At 43.6% G+C, this 18,617-nt stretch carries 10 protein-coding genes; 5 read left to right on the top strand and 5 right to left on the bottom strand.

The window, feature by feature from the left end:
• Positions 1–99 precede the first annotated feature (99 nt).
• Both CDC37_RS00740 and CDC37_RS00745 read left to right on the top strand, forming a co-directional pair.
• Positions 100–2,682: a DUF11 domain-containing protein gene (locus tag CDC37_RS00740; protein WP_172892735.1), complete on the top strand. Its 2,583-nt coding sequence runs from the start codon at positions 100–102 to the stop codon at positions 2,680–2,682.
• 613 nt (positions 2,683–3,295) lie between these two features.
• Entirely contained in the window at positions 3,296–6,007 is a 2,712-nt protein-coding gene (locus CDC37_RS00745; RefSeq protein ID WP_096620036.1) for a DUF11 domain-containing protein, read from the top strand.
• 204 nt (positions 6,008–6,211) lie between these two features.
• Here CDC37_RS00745 and CDC37_RS00750 read toward each other — a convergent pair whose 3' ends face one another.
• The 4 genes from CDC37_RS00750 to CDC37_RS00765 all read right to left on the bottom strand — a co-directional run bounded on the left by CDC37_RS00750 (position 6,212) and on the right by CDC37_RS00765 (position 10,332).
• The gene (locus CDC37_RS00750; protein ID WP_096620037.1) at positions 6,212–6,622 is read right to left on the bottom strand and encodes a heavy metal-responsive transcriptional regulator; all 411 of its coding nucleotides are present in this window, start codon (positions 6,620–6,622) and stop codon (positions 6,212–6,214) included.
• Between the two features lie 2 nt (positions 6,623–6,624).
• Positions 6,625–7,263 (bottom strand): class I SAM-dependent methyltransferase, encoded by a 639-nt coding sequence (locus tag CDC37_RS00755; RefSeq protein WP_096620038.1) that lies wholly within the window; start codon positions 7,261–7,263, stop codon positions 6,625–6,627.
• 229 nt (positions 7,264–7,492) lie between these two features.
• The gene (locus CDC37_RS00760; protein ID WP_096620039.1) at positions 7,493–9,775 is read right to left on the bottom strand and encodes a heavy metal translocating P-type ATPase; all 2,283 of its coding nucleotides are present in this window, start codon (positions 9,773–9,775) and stop codon (positions 7,493–7,495) included.
• A 362-nt stretch (positions 9,776–10,137) separates the two neighbouring features.
• Positions 10,138–10,332, bottom strand: a complete 195-nt coding sequence (locus CDC37_RS00765) for a heavy-metal-associated domain-containing protein (protein ID WP_096620040.1) — start codon at positions 10,330–10,332, stop codon at positions 10,138–10,140.
• 264 nt (positions 10,333–10,596) lie between these two features.
• Here CDC37_RS00765 and smc point away from each other — a divergent pair, with 264 nt between their 5' ends.
• Both smc and CDC37_RS00775 read left to right on the top strand, forming a co-directional pair.
• Positions 10,597–14,274, top strand: coding sequence for a chromosome segregation protein SMC (gene smc, locus CDC37_RS00770; protein WP_096620041.1), 3,678 nt, complete (start codon positions 10,597–10,599; stop codon positions 14,272–14,274).
• Positions 14,275–14,337: 63 nt separating this feature from the next.
• Positions 14,338–15,294, top strand: a complete 957-nt coding sequence (locus tag CDC37_RS00775) for a PRC-barrel domain-containing protein (RefSeq protein ID WP_096620042.1) — start codon at positions 14,338–14,340, stop codon at positions 15,292–15,294.
• A gap of 387 nt (positions 15,295–15,681) precedes the next feature.
• Here the strand turns inward: CDC37_RS00775 and murD are convergent, their stop codons facing one another.
• Positions 15,682–17,070 (bottom strand): UDP-N-acetylmuramoyl-L-alanine--D-glutamate ligase, encoded by a 1,389-nt coding sequence (murD, locus tag CDC37_RS00780; RefSeq protein ID WP_096620043.1) that lies wholly within the window; start codon positions 17,068–17,070, stop codon positions 15,682–15,684.
• Positions 17,071–17,755: 685 nt separating this feature from the next.
• Here murD and pdxH point away from each other — a divergent pair.
• Positions 17,756–18,400 (top strand): pyridoxamine 5'-phosphate oxidase, encoded by a 645-nt coding sequence (pdxH, locus tag CDC37_RS00785; RefSeq protein ID WP_096620044.1) that lies wholly within the window; start codon positions 17,756–17,758, stop codon positions 18,398–18,400.
• The last annotated feature ends 217 nt before the right edge of the window (positions 18,401–18,617 follow it).

Consider the following 18,617-nt stretch of genomic DNA (forward strand, 5'->3'; position numbering starts at 1 on the left):
TTTATATATAAAAGATTAAAAGCGATCGCAGTTCCGAAAAAAAGGAAGAGAAACCAAACTCTTCGTCCCAAGTGGATTAGATTCCTGGCTATATTCCTGATGGCAATTCTAACAATCCCTATTCTCCATCAGCCAGCCCGAACGCAAACATCTTCACCTGCTTACTGCGGAATAGTCTATGCAATTGATAATCAGTCACCCGGTAGAATTTATCGGGTTAATCTAGCCACTGCTACCTATAATCAGGCAACTGCCAACAATGGCATCCCCTCTACTAGTATGTTCTTCCAAAGCGCGGCCGCAGCACTACAACCTAGTACAGGTCGATTGTTCTACACATCTCGCGATACCTCTGGAACCAGAACAGCCTATTGGGACCCCGTTACCAACACCCATACCCAACTTACAGGAAGTTTTAACCCTGGTGCATTCACGATTCGTTCAGCATTTTCTCCTAGCGGACGATTATTTGTAGCAACCCAAACAACCTTATTTGAACTGAACCCGACAACAGGTGCAGAGATTAGCCGCAGTTCACTATTTGGCGTTACCGGATCTAATGGAGATATGGCTTTTGATGGAAATAATGTCCTATTTTTAGCCGCTGATCAAAATGTATACACCATTGACATCGACAACTTTTCCGCCTCTTCTCCGGCTAACTTGTTAGCTCAAGCACCTGCTGGTACACAATTTAATAGCTTGGCTTTGACTCCCGATGGTAAATTATATGCTTATGCTGGTAGTAATAACACTAAATATCAAATTAATACGAATACAGGTGCCTTGACTGCGACAGGAACGGTTACATTCAATCCATCTGTGAGTACATTGGGTACAGACTTCGCCAGCTGTGCTGCACCTATTCCCACTCTGGAATCAACGAAAACCTATACAAAGGTTAGTGGTAGCCCAGGTAGTACAGTCCTCCCTGGAGATGTAGTTGAATACACAGTGACAATTACAAATGTAGGTACCGTCCCGGCAACGAAAGCTGTCTTTAAAGACCCAATTCCCGCAGGAGTCAGCTATGTTACTAATAGTACCACCATGAATGGTGTTGCGGTGGCTGATGCTAGCGGAGGAACATTTCCCTTTGCCAATTCTGCACCGATTCGTTCATCAGGTCTGCTTCCAGGGGTAGTAGGAACAGGTAGTTCCTATCAAGTTATTCTTAAATATCGAGTCAGAGTCAATACTGCTAATCCACCGACAAGTGTCACCAACCAGGGAACTACATTTTACTTGGGTAATACTACTGGAGTGCCAACAGATGATCCAAACACACCACAACCGAATGATGCAACTGTAATTACAATTGGTTCTTCTACGATTACAATTTCTGGTCGGGTTTGGAATGACGCAGATAATAGCGCTAACAACACATTTAACAATATTCAAACTGGAACGGAAACTGGAACTAATGCAGGTGGACTCAACGCGATTTTTGTAAATAGTGCTGGTAATGTAATTGCCACAACACCCATCAACTCAAATGGAACCTATACCTTCACTAACATTAACTCCAATCAAAATAACGTCACAATTCGGTTAAGTACCACACCTGGAACTGTTGGATCTACTGCTCCTACAACTTCACTTCCCCAGGGATGGGTAGGTACCAGTCCCTTAGCTACTACCCCCTTCAACATCGGTATCAATAATATTGCTGACCGAGACTTTGGTATCGAACAACTTCCTGATACCAATGAAATTACAGCACCTTCCCAAATTAATCCAGGGGGGAGTATCAGAGTACAGATTCCACCACTATCAGGAACCGATCCAGAAGATGGTGTTTTGGGTAGTGGTAACAGTTTTCGGATTTTCACTCTACCAAGCAACGGCATACTCTATTACGATGGTAATGTGATCGCAGCGGGTCAAGTGATTACTAACTATAACCCAGCTAAGTTAACTATTGACCCAAATGATGGTGAAATTACTGTTGTCTTTACTTATGCTGCCATTGATGCTGCTGGGAAGGAAGATCCAACTCCAGCAACGGTGACAATACCATTTAGCAGACCAGATAATCCCAACGTTCTCCTCATCAAACGGATTACCGCAGTCAACGGTTTAACCACCACTAATAACGGTGATAACCTAGCTGTATACAAAGATGAAGATAGCAATCCCTACGACGATAACAATATTACCATCACCAATCCCAATCCCCCCATCACACCCGCAGATACAGATAAATGGCCAAATCCTGCAACCTTCCTCATTGGTGGTACAAACGGTGGTAATGTGCGTCCAGGAGACGAATTGGAATACACAATTTATTTCCTCTCAGCAGGTGATGACACAGCTCAAAATGTGTATTTGTGCGATCGCATTCCCAATCATGTCACTTTTATCCCGACTGCGTTTAATAATTATCCTGACAAAGCACCAGGAATAGGTGGGGATAGGGGTATACTTTGGCAATATAACGGTCAAATGCAAGCTTTGACTAATTATGATCTCAACGGAAAAATGCGTTATTTACCACCGGGAGTGGAACCACAAACCGTTTACTTTAACCCCAGTAATCCCAGCAAAAAGTTAGTGGATTGTGGTGGAGAAAATACTAACGGTGCAATTATCGTCAATTTAGGAGATTTACCAAATGCAACAGCACCGGGTACACCGACAGGTTCCTACGGATTTGTGAGATTTCGGGGAAGAGTCAAATAGATTTTGGATTTTGGATTTTGGATTATGTAAATTTTATTTGTAGAGACGTAGCACTGCTACGTCTTTTTTTTTCAAATATGAATTAGATGGTTTCATCGGTGATTAAAAAAATTATCCCAGAAGTCATTTTTTTTTAACAATAGTCATCCTATCCAAAAGATATTAGGACTTACACACTTATTACAATAAAACAAGACTGACCCTACAGTCGATCCGCTACGCATCTACACAATGAAGTAACTGAGTAGTGATTGCGTAAGTCCTGGGATATCTATCCTAACAACCCAACTTCACTGTAAAAATCAATAAAAATCTTCTCCAAAACCCAAAATGATTTAACTTAACCTACTTATATAGATTCAATTTTCAAGGTTCGTATACATCATTTGTATCCATCAACGCGGACAAAACAAACAGTAGATTTACGGATTTATTTTTTGTCCTTGTGAATGAGAACAACCACAAAATCCCCATTGCGTCGGAAGTGAACACCTACTGATGACTCGACAGGTTGTCTCTTCTCCCTGATTCCTGACTTGTGGTAAAAATACTGTTTTGTCCACAAAATATACAATGCTACTTTTGCATTAATTGTATATTTTATTTTGAGGATATGTCAAAACATATCTACAATTCAGTTTTTAAAAACCTACTATTAAAGCTATTACACTCCACCCTCAATGCTTCCACCCTGGTTTGTTTACTTTCCCTACCAGCTGTTGCGGAGGGCTCTAAAGAATTGGTGTCGCGGGGTGGTTCCCGACCCTATTTGGAATGGTCGAATGGTACAACTGCAAATATTCCCAGAAAAACCCAACTCAAAGTCTATGTCAAGTCGGGTGAAGTTATTAATTTGGGTTCCAGTGTACATACTAGTTTTGATGGCAAAGATATTGTTTTACGCAGTCCGTCGGGAATTGAAAGTGTTTGTGATGTCAAAAACACTGGTACCAATGAAGGTTTTATCAACACGCTAGCAAAGGAAACTGCTGGACCCTTACCCAATCCAGGTGGATATACACCCTGTCAATTCACCGCAACGGAAACGGGTATTTATGAAGTGGAATTTCATGCACCTAGTACTTCTGGAGACCCCCCACCAATAAATGTAAATGCATCCTTTCCCACCGATAACACTCAACGAATGGCTGTTTCTGCTTGGGATATCACGGTTCGAGATGGTCAAGGAAATTCCAAAACTGGTCGGGTGTTCACAAATTACGTCGCGATGAATTTAGGGAGTAATAATCGTTCTTTAAATTCCAAGTTTTATATCCAAACAAAAGACGGATTCCGTTACCGGACGGAAATGAATGGATTAGACCCCTATGCATTTATTTTCTTTGGTAATAGTCGGGGGTTTATCGATAGGACTGATAATTCGACTTTGTACCGTTCTGCACGCGCAAATAATAATCAGCTTAGTCCTTTTGAGGGGAATGTGGAAGTACAACGTCCGGATGTTCCTGATACGATCACCGACATTACCCATTTGGTGTTTTTCAATCCCCCAGATCCGGAAACTTTAATCCATTTAGGAATTCCAACTACACCTGCAATTCCTGCAACACCAACCAACTTCCAATTTACAGGGGGAAATGGGGGAAGTGGAAATCAAACCTTTGTGGGAGTGGGGGGAAAATTTAGTTTTGATAGTACTAGTAGTGGTAGTTATTCCATCATCATTGACACCAATAACGATGGTGTGTTTAACCCCAGTCAGGATCGGGTGTTGCAAAACGTTGCCCTGGTAGGTAAAAATGTGGTTGTCTGGGATGGAAAAGACCGTAATGGGGTGAATTTACAACCCCTACCAGGGAATGCTGCTTACAAAGCTCAAGTAACCCTGAGAACAGGAGAATACCATTTTCCTATGCTGGATGCGGAAAATAATCCCAATGGGTTGATCATTGAAATGGAGAATCCCCCCGCAGCTTTTCCCCCAGGTTTAAATACGTATACCGTTTATTACAACGCTGACAATTATCAGACTAAAAACGGGACTGCGATCGATTTGGGTACTCCCGGAACACCTCCCAATCCTCGCAATGCAGCGATGGGGATAAATAGTTCTGGAGGTGTACACGGGTTTAGCGGTAATTATGGTGATTTCAAGGGAATTGATACTTGGGCTTTTTTCCCTAGTCAAGCTGTAATTACTCCTTTAGTAATCACAACTTCTAATCGCGCAAATGTGCAGGGGAAAAAATCTGTCCGGTTCTTGAGTGATAATGATAATAGTAATACGGTGACGGTGGGTGATGATGTGGAATATACAATTACCTATACTAACCTACCTCCCGGTAACAGTGATGCTATTAACTTTGTGATTAATGATTCCCTCCCTTCCCAATTAACCTTTGTGTCTGGGGAAATAACTGCCGTTACTGCTGGCAATAATATTACCTACAATACCAATTACAATGGTACAGGTGCGATTACCAATTCGGGAACATTGCGGGTGGGTGATACAATTACCATCAAAATTAGAGCAAAAATCAATAACACCAATAACAGCAATCCCATTAGTAACCAAGCGATCGCAACCTTCAATACCCCCGATAACCCTGCAACGGTTGGTATGGTGCTAACGGATGCAGATTCTGGAAATGGGACAGCTAATCCTCCTGGTGTTGGCAGGGACTTTATACAAACCGGGGATAATGGTGTAAGTATTGGTAATGATCCTGGAAATACGGGGGATGATGACCCGACCCTGTTTACTGTGGAAAATAGTCCTGTTGTCAACGGTAAGCCAAAAGTAATTTTGGTGAAAAGAATTACCGCAGTCAACCAACAACAGTATCAGCAACTAGTCAAAGATGGGAATAATCCCGACGAAGACAATTCCGGATGGCCTGCTAACCTGTTAACAGGGGTAATTAATGGTGGGTTAGTGCGTCCAGGAGACGAATTGGAATACACAATTTATTTCCTCTCAGCAGGTGATGACACAGCTCAAAATGTGTATTTGTGCGATCGCGTTCCCAATCATGTAAATTTTATTCCAACTGCGTTTAATAATTATCCTGACAAAGCACCAGGTGTAGGTGGGGATAGGGGTATACTTTGGCAATACAACGGTCAAATGCAAGCTTTGACTAATTATGATCTCAACGGGAAAATGCGTTATTTACCACCGGGAGTGGAACCACAAACCGTTTACTTTAACCCCAGTAATCCCAGCAAAAAGTTAGTGGATTGTGGTGGAGAAAATACTAACGGTGCAATTATCGTCAATTTAGGAGATTTACCGAATGCAACAGCACCGGGTACACCGACAGGTTCCTACGGATTTGTGAGATTTCGGGGAAGAGTCAAATAGATTTTGGATTTTGGATTTTGGATTATGTAAATTTTATTTGTAGAGACGTAGCAGTGCTACGTCTTTTTTTGTTCCAAAGGATTTTGGATTATACAAATTTTGTTTTGTGGAGTAGGTCATTCATGCTAACCTTTATAAACTTACAAATATAAAATGTGGCTCCTAATCACGACATTTTTATCCTCCTCTCGAATCAAACACATTTTAATCTTTTTCAATAATTGGGCAAATCACTGATGTCGAGGTAGAGTTTTCAACTTTCCAAGCTGAGAGAAGTTGTTCTAATTCCTGTTTAAACTGGATAAGTTCTTGAATTTTATATTCAATATCTTGCAGCTTTTCTTGTAAACTAATTTTAATGCGATCGCATGGTAATTTTCCTTGGTCATAAATTTCGAGAAAGTCTTTAATTTCTGATAAACTCAATCCCAAACTTTGGGCACGTTTAATAAAGTGTAAACGGGAAAAAACATCTTCATCAAACAGGCGAAATCCCCCTTCTGTTCGACTAGATGCTTTTAGCAAACCTAGTTCCTCGTAGTAGCGAATTGTTTTAATTGGAACTCCACTTACTTTGGCGACAGTACCGATTTGTTGACCATTCTTTACTAACATAATTAATTTTGCCACTCCTGTTGTGGTGAACTTTTTGTAGCAACACCTTGATAAAAATGGGCAATAATATCAGACATGTTGACCGGAGTAAATTGTTGAATGTTTACATCTGGAAATTGTGCTGCTACTAATGCATAAATATCCCGATTTAGATGACAGCCATCGCCAATAATTTTTTGCAGTGGTGTCAATCGATTTTGCCAAATTTGGACTTGCGGTTTGTCGCTTAATCCATGCTCTAAAAAGAAAAATCTGCCTCCGGGTTTTAGGACACGATGAATTTCCTTCAAAGCCTGCCGTACATTAGTAATACTACATAATGTAAAAGTGCTGACCACACTATCAAAAGTATGATTTGCAATTGGTAATTGTTCGCTAGAAAGTGTTAATTGCTCAACTTTTATCTGGGAATTTTGAATACGTCGTTTGGCAAAAGCATTCATTCCAGCATTTTTATCAACAGTGGTAATTTTCTGAATATGATTTGGGTAGAAACCAAGATTTAATCCTGTACCGAAACCAATTTCTAAAACTTCTCCTTGCACATCTTGGAGGAGTTCATAGCGCAGTTTGGCAATCGTTGCATCAGATAAACTCCAATCTAAAAGGGGTGGTAAAATTACTTGTGAATAAAATCCCATAGGAGCCTGTTTATCAATAAAATATGAAGTAATAAATATTATATAGCGTTATATAGCGTTGCCTTCTGCGTGCCTTTAAAACTTCCTACACAAGGTCAAATAGCACTGGATTCAAAGAATATTTATTGACATGCTATAAATATCTTCCAAGAATCACTTTGTAGAAGAATATCCTTGTAGAAGACTATCCTGCATTTCTCACTTTCCCATGACTCCCGACACCCATTTCCTAAATAAGCAATTTTGGCTGAAAATTCCGTAAACGTAAGGCATTCGTCACCACACAAACCGAACTAAAAGCCATTGCTGCACCTGCAATAATTGGGTTCAGTAACCAACCGAAAATTGGGTACAAAACACCTGCGGCGATGGGAATTCCCGCGACATTATAAATAAAGGCAAAAAAGAGATTTTGCCGAATATTACGAATTGTGGCATGACTCAGTTGAATAGCCGTCACCACACCATGCAAATCGCCGGAAATTAGGGTAATATCACTAGATGCGATCGCAATATCCGTTCCTGTACCAATGGCAATCCCGACATCGGCTTGGGTCAGGGCTGGTGCATCGTTAATTCCATCTCCCACCATTGCCACTATTTTACCTTTTTTACCTTCCCGTTGTAATTCTTGAATGGTGGCGGCTTTTTGGTCGGGACGGACTTGGGATATGACTCGGTTTATACCAACTTGACGGGCGATACTGGTGGCGGTACGGTGGTTATCTCCTGTCAGCATGATTACTTCTAAACCGAGTTTTTGCAGGGCTTGGATGGCTGATTTCGATGTTGGTTTGACAGCATCAGCTATCCCCATTAACCCTTCTACTTGACCGTCTACAGCAAGGAAAATGGCGGTTTTCCCCTCTGATTCTAAACGGTCTTTTTCCCCTGCTAACAATTGCGTATTTATCCCTAATTCCGCCAGCCAGCGTTGTGTGCCAATTTGTACCAAATGGGCATCAACCATCCCCTGAACACCACTACCGGGGATTGCTCGGAAATCGACTACCTGGGAAAGTGTTACATGTAACCTTTCCAGATTAGTTTTAGCGTATGCAACGATAGCAGTAGCTAGGGGGTGTTCCGAATTTTGCTCGACGGATGCGGCTAATTGTAATAACTTGATTTCATTCCCGTTTGCCGTTCCCTTCACCGTCACAAAATCGGTGACAGTTGGTTTTCCTGCGGTGATGGTTCCGGTTTTATCCAGGACTATAGTTTGGATTTTATGGGCTAATTCCAAACTTTGGGCATCCTTAATCAAAATTCCGTTTTCTGCACCCTTACCAGTCCCGACAATCACCGATGTGGGGGTCGCTAAACCTAAAGCACAGGGACAAGCGATAATCAACACCCCAACCGTGGTAACTATGGCCAAGGTGACATTACCCGCGACACTCAACCAAATGATAAACGTGAGGACTGCGATCGCTATCACCACTGGGACGAAAAATCCTGTCACCTGGTCTGTTAATCTTTGAATAGGGGCTTTGCTTCCCTGAGCTTGCTGGACAAGTTGAACAATTTGGGCTAACACTGTATCCTTTCCCACCCGTGTTGTCCGTAATTTAAAACTACCTGTTTGATTAATAGTTGCTCCAATCACCTCATCCCCTGATTGTTTTTCCACGGGTATACTTTCCCCTGTCACCATTGACTCATCAACGGTTGATGTCCCTGCGATTACTTCCCCATCTACAGGTATTTTTTCCCCAGGACGAACGAGGATAATATCACCTATTTGCACCTCAGAAATGGGGATATCAATTTCCTGTCCATCCCGAATTAAACGTGCTGTTTTTGGTTGCAAACCGATTAATTGACGAATTGCTTTTCCAGTTTGTTTTTTTGCCCGACTTTCTAACAACCTTCCCAGTAAAATTAAGGTAATAATCACCGCAGCAGCTTCATAATACACATCTGGAGACAGACCACGGGAGATAAAAAAGTTGGGGAAAAAGGTGGGAAATAGGGAATAAAAAAAAGCCACACTTGTTCCCAATACAACTAAGGTATCCATCGTTGCAGTATGTCGTTTCCAAGCTTTTCCAGCATTCCCATAGAAAGATAAGCCACACCAAAATTGAATGGGAATTGTCAGGACTAATTGCAACCAAGGGTCATGCAACCACATGGGAATCACAGGAATATGTAAACCTGTCATCATGGGAATTGACCCAATAACGATAATCCCACTCAGGATACTCGATATCACCACCTTACGAGTCAAGTGATAGGTTTCCCTGGATTGTCTATAGGTTTCGGCTGCATCTTCCTCCATTAAAGTATTTTCTGGTTGGAGCAAAAAAGCAGAATAACCAGCCGCATCTACAGCCTTTTCAATCGTCACAATATCAGTCTTTTCTGGGTCATAGGTAATCGTGGCAGTTTCTGCACCAAAATTCACTATACATTCCCTAACTCCAGGCACGGAACTAATAGCTGCTTCTATATTTTGAACACAGGATGCGCAACTCATTCCCCGTAATTTTAATGTACTATTCACCATGTTATTTAGCCTATTTATTGGTTGACTCCCTGATTTATTTAATCTCTTTCAATTACACATCAATCTGATTAGTTTTTGGACAATTATCGGTGGAGTTAAACGCAGTTTAGCTCCACAAAACTGACAGAGAAAATCAATAAATTATCAACAACAATAAATCGAAAAACTAATCAAAATACCCTAAATAATCGTCCTCCAAAAAATTGATTGTTGGTTGACGGTGTAGAGGACGAATAATATCGCTGGATATTGATTTATGCATCTCCACCCAACCTACCCAATTCAAGATTTTCAGCCCCTCCTTGCAAGGGTAGATATTTTGTATTTGGTCTTTTTTGGCTATTGCAGTCGATAGCTACTTTCTACGCAACCGAATAACCAGCATTCATGATTGCTTCCCGAATCACAGCTTCCGAAACCTGAGTTTCCACACTCACCAACTTAGTATTGGTATCTGTTTGCACCACCGCATCTGAGTCCAACGTCATAATTGCTTTTTTGATCGCTTCCCCACAGCTAGCACAAGCCATATCGGGGACTTTTATCGTCAATGTCATTTTCCAGCCTTTGGGTTTGTGAATGAATAACCCTATTCTCAACCCTCCAGTTAAGTGGAGAGTCAAGTGGCTAAATATTTTTTGTGATAAAAGTTTAGGTAAAATGTGTTGACCGTTGACTACCGACGGAAATCACGACCCACGATTAATTGTAGAGACGTAACAATGCTACGTCTCTACGTCTGGGAAAATCCAAAATCCCCATTCCCTTCCATATCCTGTATCCTGTATCCTATATTCTTACCCCTTCTCTTACCAACGCCTATGGTTCATATAAAGCGCGTTGAACTAACCAATTTCAAATCCTTTGGTGGGACAACTTCGGTACCGTTGTTACCCGGTTTTACAGTGGTGACTGGTCCTAATGGTTCGGGTAAATCGAATATTTTGGATTCCCTACTATTTTGTCTGGGTTTATCTGGTTCTAAGGGAATGCGAGCAGACCGATTACCGGATTTAGTTAATACCCAAGCAAGTAAGGGACGTTCGACGGTGGAAGCGAGTGTCACCGTCACCTTTGATTTGTCTGACCACCAACCCCAGGAGGTGTCGGAGGAGGATTTGGTGATCACGACGATTGCGGATGATTTTTTGGCTGATGAGGTGGAACCAGAGGAACCGGAACCGGAGTTAAGTGAGGATGACCGGACGCGGAAGGAGAAAATTCGCGCCAAACCTGGGGAAGATTGGTCGGTGACGCGACGGTTGCGGGTAACGCAGCAGGGGACGTACACGTCGAATTACTACATCAATGGCATTTCCTGCACTTTGGGGGAGTTGCATGAGGAGTTGGAGCGGTTGCGAATTCATCCAGAGGGTTATAATATTGTTTTGCAGGGGGATGTAACGGGTATTATCTCCATGAATGCGCGGGAAAGGCGGGAAATTATCGACGAATTGGCTGGGGTAGCTGCCTTTGATCGCAAGATTAATCAGGCAAAATCGACTTTGGAGGAAGTAAAGGAGAAGGAAGATAGTTGTCGGATTATTGAGTCGGAGTTGGTGACCCAGTGTGAAAGGTTGGCTCAGGATAAGGCGAAGGCGGAGAAGTATCAAAAGTTACGGACGGAGTTTTTAGAGAAGCAGTCCTGGGAAGGGGTGTTGTTGTGGAGAACCTTGCAGAATCAACAGGAAAGGTTGCAAAACCAAATTCAGGAGGGGGAAAAGCGTCAGGCGGAGTTGGCGACCCAATTGGGTGAAATTAATGGGTTGATTAGTAGTAAAAATACGGAATTAGAACAGTTAAATATTCAGCTCAAGGCTTTGGGGGATGAGCAGTTATTGGCAACCCAAGCCGAGTTAGCGAATCAGGAAGCGGAGCGAAAGCAGTTACAACGGCAACAGGAGGAGTTAAGGCAAACCCAGCAGGGGACGGTACACAGGTTAGAATCGACTCAACAGGAGTTGCAGCAACAGCAGCAGAATTTGCAGCAAATGATTGCAGCCCAGGGGTTGGAGCGGGAATCGATTGCTTTTTGTCAGCAACAACGGGATAGGGTGCAGCAGACCCTGGAAAATGCCCGACAAGCGGCGGCGGAGGTGGCTTCGGCTTCGGAGGCATGGGTGCAGCAGCAAACGGCTTTAAACCGGCAAATTGAGGCGTTGTTGCAAACTTTGGAACCGTTGCGGACAGAGCAAGCCCAGTTGCAGGAACGGTATCAGCAGTTGGAGTTGCAAATTCAGGAACAGAGGGATTTGTTGGAGAGGTTGGAGCCGGAATTGGCAGCTAAAAGGGAGGAATTGGCTGGGTTAGAGAGGGAATTTAGGGGTGCAACTACACCGATTCAGGAATTGGCAGAAACCCTGGCGGCGACGGAGCAGGAGTTGCAATTGCAACAGGAGACTCAAAAGCGGTTGGTGAATGAGCAACGGGAAAAACAACGGCAGTTAGATAAATTGGAGGCTCAAGTACAGGCACAACAGGAAGCCCAGGGTACGCAGGCGAGTAAGATAATTTTGCAATCGGGCTTACCGGGTATTTGCGGATTGGTGGTGGATTTGGGACGGGTGGAGCCCCAGTATCAAATTGCTTTGGAAATAGCTGCGGGAGCCAGGTTAGCGAATATAGTGGTGGAAGATGATGGGATTGCAGCTGCGGGGATTGAATTGTTGAAGCAGCGTCGCGGGGGTAGAGCGACATTTTTGCCTTTGAATAAAATTAATCCACCCCGGATTCCGGGAGCGAATGAATTGCGGTATGTGAATGGGTTTGTGGATTTAGCGATTAATTTGATTGAAACCGAACCCCGTTACCGGGATGTGTTTGCCTATGTGTTTGGGGGTACGGTGGTATTTGAGGATTTGCAAACAGCGCGATCGCAATTAGGTAAATATCGGATTGTGACATTGGATGGGGAGTTACTCGAACCCAGTGGAGCCATGACCGGGGGAAGTATGGCCAACCGTTCCCAATTACGGTTTGGAAACGTGGAAGTTGGCGAATCGGAGGAAGTTCGAGCCTTAAAGCAAAGACTACAGGAAATAGAACGGGTATTGGCAAGATGTAACGATGCGATCGCAAATTTATCTGTGCGGGTTAAAGATATCTCGGCTGAGTTAACGGAGTCTCGACAAGGACGACGGGAATCCCAATTACGTTTAGAACAGTTACAACGGGATGTACAGGGTTTAACAACACAGGTGGAAGCGACCCGGAATCAGTTAACCCAAAACCATGAAAAATACACCCAAGTTCAATCCCGTTTGGGGGTGATTCAAGGGGAATTACTGACTCAGGAGGAACAATTACAACAACTAAGGACAGAACTAGCGGAATTGGAAGCTTCCCAAACCCCTAGTGAATGGCAACAAATTCAAGCCAATATCAAAAATTACGAGCAGCAATTACAACAACGACAAACTGCTCTCCAGGAGGCAGAAACCCGATTAATAAATTTAGAATCCCAACAGGTACGTTTACAGGAGCGGATTCAGGAATCCCAACAGCGCATCCAAGAGTATCAGCAACTACAAATTAACCAACACAATCTGCATGAGCAACTGACTCAACAATTAACCCACCTCACCCAGCAAATTGACCAAACTCGTGTCAAATTAACGGAATTAGAAGCCAGTTTAGGAGCAGAAAAACAAAAACGAGACACCCTCGAAGCCGAAATTCGCGCCGAATTATTACGCCAACAACAGGTAGAATGGGAAATCCAAAAACTGCAAGAAAGTCAAATTAACCGTCGAGAAGAATTAACTCACATCCAAACCCAACTACAAACCGTCACCACAGACCTACCCTCACCCCTACCGGAAGTACCGGAAAACGTTGATTTAGAGGAGCTGCAAAAGGAACTCAAAAGCCTCACCCGAAGAATGCAAGCAATGGAACCCGTCAACATGCTGGCATTGGAACAGTACGAACGTACGCAAAACCGTCTCCAGGAACTTAGCCAAAAACTCGAAACCCTGGAAGGGGAACGCACCGAATTATTGTTAAGAATTGAAAACTTTACCACCCTACGTCAACGAGCTTTCAAAGAAGCATTCGATGCAGTCAACGAAAATTTTAAAGGTATATTTGCCGGACTTTCCGACGGTGATGGTTATTTACTCCTCGACAACCCGGAAGACCCCTTTACCAGTGGCTTAAACCTAGTTGCACACCCCAAGGGTAAACCCGTACAAAGACTAGCTTCCATGTCCGGAGGAGAAAAATCCCTCACCGCTCTCAGCTTTATTTTCGCCCTCCAAAAATATCGTCCCTCACCATTTTATGCCTTTGACGAAGTAGATAGTTTCCTGGATGGATTTAACGTCGAACGTTTAGCAAAAGTCGTCAGAGAACAATCAACAAGTGCCCAATTTATCGTTGTCAGTCACCGTCGGCCAATGATAGAATCAGCCGAACGCACTATTGGTGTCACCCAAGCACGGGGAGCTCATACCCAAGTATTGGGGATAAAATTACAATCAAGCAATACAACCGCTTGAGTTTTTGTTATTAATATTGTTGTATGGATAAACCGGATTCGAGAATCGGGACTCGGTAGATAAATGACCTCAGAACAAATCAGACGCTCCGATATATTAAACACCCAGGTCGTCACCAGTGACAATGGAAAACGGCTAGGAATAGTCAATCAAATCTGGGTTGATGTGGAACAGCGAGAAGTAGTAGCCCTTGGTCTCAAGGACAGCCTCATCGCCGTTTCCAGTATACCCCGTTACATGTATCTTGACCGCATCAGTAAAATCGGTGATGTCATCCTGGTGGAAAACGAAGATGTCATCGAAGATATCGACGTGGAGTTGTTAAGTAATCTCATCAACTGGGAGGTCATTACCGAAACCGGAGAAGTTCTCGGACGGGTGCGTGGATTTACCTTCCATCGGGAAAATGGTAAGTTATTGTCGATTATTATTGCCTCCCTGGGATTACCGCAAATCCCCGACCGGTTGATTAGCACCTACGAAATTTCCATTGATGAGGTAGTTAGTACTGGACCAAATCGGTTAATCGTGTTTGAAGGAGCAGAGGAAAGGGTAAATCAACTGAGTGTTGGTTTACTAGAAAGCCTGGGAATTGGTCGCGCACCTTGGGAACGGGATGGGGATGAGGAATACGCTATGCCAAAAGCGATCGCCCCATCAAACCAACTTCCCAGTGGTATCCCCCTAGAACCACCGCGACAAAAACTGCGGGAACCGGAACCAGTGGAAGAGGAAGTTTGGGATGAGGATTATTACGAAGAGGAACCCCCCCGTCGTCAGGTGATGGAAGCACGTCCGGAACCGGAACCGGCATACTACGATGATGAGGAGGAGGAAGATAATTGGAGTGAAGCTACAGGGAAGGATAGTTATAGTGTACCGGTGGATGAGGTGAAGGCTGAGGATTACATTGACCACGACCTGGAGAAGGATGCGTGGGATGATGATGCTCCCCAACCGATTAATATTCCCCAGAAGGTCAAGGAGAAGCAACCGGAATATGAGGAGGAGGGATATTAAGGATTTTGGATTTTGGATTACCCTTCAGTCGATCCGCTTCCCTCGCACCCATGCTCCGCGTGGGTGCGGAACCTACGAGGTTCCGACCTCGTGAATGAAGGCAGTAGACCTCGTTAACTGAGTGACTACCCAGAGCATAGTCACTAGATATATATCAAGTTTCCCTCGCACCCATGCTCCGCGTGGGTGCGGAACCTACGAGGTTCTGACCTCGTGAATGAAGGCAGTAGACCTCGCTGACTGAGTGACCACCCAGAGCATAGTCACTAGATAATTCGTAATTTGTAATTCGTAATTAAAAATTCAAACTCATGTTGTACAGACTCCACATGTCGTGTCTGTACTCCCTGCTCCCTACCCCCACAGAATCAAAGAATAGAAACCAAATCACCCAAACTTGGTCAAACATAGTTGGCGAAAATCGTCACCACGGACTTCAAAATTAGGATACTGGTCAAAACTCGCACATGCAGGCGACAATAACACAGACTTGGCTTGGTATTTTTGAGCCAAATCACCCGCCATATCCACTGCCTTAGCCATTGTCCCCACATCCAGATAGTTGTGATAACCGATACTTGCCAATCGTTGACCGAAATATGGGGCTGCATTGCCAATTAACAATACATAGGCGGCTTTTGCTTGAATCTCGGCTAACCAAGCTGTGTCTTCCCCTTCCTTGGCTTCTCCACCAGCAATCAGTATAACTGGTGCAGCAACGGATTTTAATCCGACTTCGGCTGCATCGTAATTAGTCGCCTTACTATCATTAATGAACTGAATACCTGACCAAGTACAAATCAACTCTACCCGGTGGGGTACACCCGGAAATTCACTGATAGCTTGATGAATCGCGTCCGATTCTATACCAGCTAATCGGGCGGCGGCGACTGCCATGAGGAGATTTTGCAGGTTGTGTGTACCAACCATTTTTAAGGCGGAACTGGGAATAATTCTGATTGATGAGGATTGGGGAGTGAGTTTTTCCATGACCCAACCGTCTTCAAGATAAAAGCCTCGATGACCGATTAATTCTTTCTCGCCCTTGACACTTGTCCAGTAGGCATTTTCCCACTGACTCAAACCTACTTGCCGCAGGTATAGGTCATCACCATTAAATATTTGTAGCTCTGATTTGTGGAGAAGTTTTGCTTTGATATTGTAGTAGTTTTCTAAAGTTTTGTGACGAGCTAAGTGATCGGGGGTGAAGGTTGTCCAAATCCCGATTCGCGGAGATAGGGTGGAAGATGACTCGCTTTGATAACTACTAATTTCGGCGATGACCCAATCGAGGGGTAGGGTATGGTCTCCAGCCTGGGCAGATGCAAGGGCGACCTCGGTAGCTGCATAGCCGATATTACCACAACTAGGAGCATTCAAACCGGCGGTTTGAAAGATGGCTGCAACTAGGGATGTGGTGGTGGTTTTACCATTAGTTCCGGTAATTCCCACCCAGGGAACGGTATTCAGGTTACGCCAAGCCAGTTCCATTTCCCCTATGGTTTCGATTCCTTGGTTGCGGGCTTGGACAAGGACGGGTATGTCCCAAGGGACACCGGGACTGACGACGATTAGTTGGGGGTCCTGTTCGCCATCTAGTTGCAGGGAATACCCTAATTTAACGGTAATATTTTCGGCTGCAAGTTCCTGTTGGAGATGGAGGAGGTCTGGGGAGGTTTTGGTATCGCCAATTTCCACCTCCCAACCTTCTCGTTTCAACAACCTGGCCGCAGCCACACCGGACTTACCTAATCCGATTACATGAGCTTTGGACATGGAGTGTAAGCAGAGATTCCCTGGTTAAGCTTTTTTATAGTAGCGCTTATTTGCTATTTACGCACATCTTTTTTTTACATTTTCTACGCAATTGGGGAAATGGATAATCGGGAAAGTAATACCGTTTGCATTTTGGGTTGATACCTGATGGGGAGCTTTCGGGAGCAGGGGAAGAAAATGTATCAAAATTTGAGGGAAATGGTGTAACTGTATGTTAATCCTGACCCATCTATACGACAGTGCTAGTTATTGTTTGGGTATTTGACTAGTACAAGTCGGCGGAAATACGCCTACCATTTCCCTAGCTCCCATGCTCCGCGTGGGAGTCCAAGAGTGTGAGGCTCCAGCCTCGTGAATGAAGGCAGAGCCTTCATTCACTGGGTGACTACGCAGAGCATAGTCACCAGATAAATGGTATGGATATTTCCGCCAACCCGTACTAGGTATTGCACGCAATCACAAAACCCTGTTATAAGATTGCGATCGCATTTCTGGTGACCCCCATCGCGATTCCAGAGATGTGAATAACTGTGACAATAGGGAACGGTTCATGCTGCGATCCACAAAATTGAAAGATTTGTGTTGATGTCGGTAGATGGGTTTATTGTGTCCATGATGATGAATTATGATAGATTTTCCTTAAAACCGTATTAAAACTCCGAAAATAATCAGGATATATATCATCATGGATAAAGCGATCGCAGACCTGCGTAAAGACTATAGCTTGCAAGGGTTAGCTGAGACCGATGTGGATGCAAATCCGTTTGTCCAGTTTCGACGTTGGTTTGCAGCTGCACAGGATGCCAAAATTATCGAACCGAACGCGATGACGCTTGCAACCTCGACTCCAGATGGTAAACCATCTGCTCGCATTGTTTTACTCAAGGATTTTGATGAACGGGGATTCGTTTTTTTTACCAATTACACTAGCCAAAAAGGACAGGAGTTAGCTGAAAATCCCCAAGCATCCCTCGTATTTTGGTGGGCAGAGATTGAACGTCAAGTACGTATTTCTGGACATGTGGAAAAGGTTTCTGAGTCAGAATCAGATGCCTATTTCCACAGCCGTCCTGTGAATAGTCGTCTTGGTGCTTGGGTGTCCCAGCAAAGTCAAGTTATCCCGAATCGAGAAGTTTTGGAAACTAAATTTCAAGAGTTACAAATTCAATATCAAAATCAAGAAATACCCCGTCCTCCCCATTGGGGGGGATTACGTGTTATTCCTGCCGAAATTGAATTTTGGCAAGGAAGACCGAGCCGTTTACATGACCGTTTATTATACAAACATGTGAGCGATCGCACTTGGGAAATTTACCGTTTATCACCTTAATCAATTGCTTATTGATAATTGTTGACTGTTCAGTGTGACATCAATGTCATAAAACCACCAAGTATGCAAAAGTTATTATACGGTTTTAGATTTTAGATTCTGGATTGCTCATTGTAGAAGGAGGTTCTTTCAAGAACTCTGTCCTAGATTTTTACTTCGGGTGATAGATTTGAAAACCTTTACATAGCAATACTTGCCAATATATATCTGTTACATT

This window comes from Calothrix sp. NIES-3974 (assembly GCF_002368395.1).
Classification (GTDB): domain Bacteria; phylum Cyanobacteriota; class Cyanobacteriia; order Cyanobacteriales; family Nostocaceae; genus NIES-3974.